This is a genomic window from Gemmatimonadota bacterium, from assembly GCA_026706845.1.
Classification (GTDB): Bacteria; Latescibacterota; UBA2968; order UBA2968; family UBA2968; genus VXRD01.
On the sequence record JAPOXY010000176.1, the window covers coordinates 1 to 2,479 of the forward strand.

Genomic DNA, 2,479 nt, shown 5'->3' on the forward strand with positions numbered 1-2,479 from the left:
CACATCGCGAATGTGAAACCTCGCCATCCACAACCCAAATAAAACCATCGCCACAAATGCACCCCCAGCTTGTAGCGAGGTCGTCGCATCTGCAGCACTACCTTTATTGCTCAGATTAATCCCCACGCGCCTGTAAAACATGACCTGCACGCAGTAAAACAAATAAAATACCCAGATGGAAAACAACACATCCAGGTTTGCAAAATAGGCAAAACCCACAGTATAAAAATTAAACCGCACATGAATGCGCGGGAAATACACACCCATGGGCATCCACCCCGGTCCCAGGCTGATAACCGGAAATCCGGGTGAAAAATAACTGATAATATTCCAAGACAGGATGAGAAATGGAATGGCAGCGCCAAAAAGGAAGAACTTATTCTTCAAAAGGGGCACTCTGTGCTCTGCTTCGGCCAGATCACCTGCCGGATGCAAAATGGGATAAGCCAACCGCTCGTGTTCTGCCCATTGCTTGCGCAACATCACCGCCAGACAAATGCACCCCACCACAATGGCGGCAATAAACGTCATCCAGCCAAACAAAGGCACAAACCAAACACCCCAGGGAATGGGCAGGTCCGGACTGGGCAGGCCCTCAAACAACCACTGCATGGCCCCGCCTTCATTGGAGGGAATCAACCAGTTGGGCAAATACTGGTGAAAATAACTTCCCCACTGATTCTCTGGCGTGGCGAGATAATAGGGAATGGAAATCATGCCCAAAAAATAACTCGTCAGCCCAAAGGCGGGAACAGCAGCCCCCACCAAACCCATTGCCAGAATCGTCCATACTTCGGTACTCGTCAATGCCCATGGGGCCTGCCATCGACGCGCGATTGCATTGCCCAAAGTCAACACCACATAAGGCGCGAACAACGCGATTGGAAAATGCGTGATATTCATACGCGCGGTGTGGGCGATATATTCGACATAGGTATTCCACCCAATCACCAGCAACGCGAGTGCCAGACCCAAAATGATCGACCGCGCAGTCACACCTTCCCGCGCGGCGAGTGCATCGCGATCAACTATTCCCTCCCCAAGTGCCATCTTATAATATTTCCTCCCATTTTATATAGTCGAGAACATCCGTCTCAAACATGATGCCCCAATATATACAAATACCCGGCGGGGAACAATGAGCAATGGTCGAGAAGCGATAAACAAAAAACTCCCGACCTCTTTCAAGATCGGGAGCAGTATATCCTCGTGACATCCGCTTCTATCTAAAGAACACCGATACGCCACCCTTCACAAAATGGCGTTTGATGCGATCTTCCCCGGCAAATAAGACCGAATACCCATACATCGCGGTCAAAGCCGTGTGTTTTGACAGCACCTGGCGCGTACCTGCGCCACCGCCCAATTCGCTGACATTGCCCCATCCCCAAAAATCGCGTGCGGCAAAAGCTTCTACAAACGGAAAGGTGCGCTTTTTAATCTGGATGGGAATATTCAACCGATAAAAACCCGACACCGAAGACCCAAACCCGTCATCCACCGTCATATAACGCCCCCGAGCATCTATCGTTGCATTGTCCAGCGCGTGTATTAGATCATCCCGGTCGGGGGTATCGAGACCTGCGCGCCGGTCGTATTGCCTGTTGCCCGCAATAAAAGAACCGCCGATTTGATGCCATCGGCTAATCGAATACGCCACTTGAACCCCAGCGCGATAGAACAAGCTACGACCTGAAAACCGCACAGACATAATCGGCGTCACTTCCAACTGTCCCGCACGAATAGGACCTATATTGACCTCATCTTCACCCTTTTTTTCTTCTTCACCGACCACATCGGCCTGAGCAGGAACGCCCAGAGCCAACAGCCCGGCAACCGTACACATCAGCCAGTATTTCATAGCATCTCCTCCTGAAAGGTTCTACCCCAGCATTTAGATTAAAATATCCAAAAGAATCCCAACTGTCAATGCCTCTCGTTTGCAGCCAGTGCCAGGACACCGTGAACTTTTTGAAAACACGCATGTATTGACTTGACGTACCCTCGTATTCCCCATTAATTGTTGCGCTGGCACGCGTGCCGCATTTTCGAAAGGACTCTCATGGCAAAAAAGGCATTGATCACCGGCATCACCGGACAAGACGGTTCTTATCTGGCAGAACTTCTGCTCGATAAGGGCTACGAAGTACACGGCATTGTCAGGCGCGTGGCTCTCGAAGACCCCGAACACCGGCTCGGACGCATCACCCACTTGCAGCACAAAGTGGAACTCCATCCCGCATCGCTCGAAAGCTTTCCCAGCATCTACAATGTCGTGCGCATCATTCGACCCGACGAATGTTACCACCTCGCAGCGCAAAGCTTTGTCGATACCTCTTTCAAAGACGCATTCTCAACACTCAATATCAACATCAATGGCACGCACTATGTCCTCGAAGCCCTCAATGAACTCGTGCCCGAATGTCGATTCTACTTTGCCGGATCAAGCGAAATGTTTGGCAAAGCCGAAGAAGTGCCC

Annotated in this window: 3 protein-coding genes; 1 reads left to right on the top strand and 2 read right to left on the bottom strand. The window is 50.8% G+C overall.

All coding sequences use genetic code 11. The features are described 5' to 3' along the window. Both OXG87_16355 and OXG87_16360 read right to left on the bottom strand, forming a co-directional pair. The coding region (locus OXG87_16355) for a hypothetical protein (GenBank protein ID MCY3871123.1) at positions 1-1,050 on the bottom strand (1,050 nt) is incomplete at its 3' end. Between the two features lie 172 nt (positions 1,051-1,222). Next, complete coding sequence (locus tag OXG87_16360; GenBank protein ID MCY3871124.1) at positions 1,223-1,861, bottom strand: hypothetical protein; 639 nt, start codon at positions 1,859-1,861, stop codon at positions 1,223-1,225. A gap of 201 nt (positions 1,862-2,062) precedes the next feature. Here OXG87_16360 and OXG87_16365 point away from each other — a divergent pair. Next, positions 2,063-2,479: GDP-mannose 4,6-dehydratase (locus OXG87_16365; GenBank protein MCY3871125.1), on the top strand; the 417-nt coding region annotated here is incomplete at its 3' end.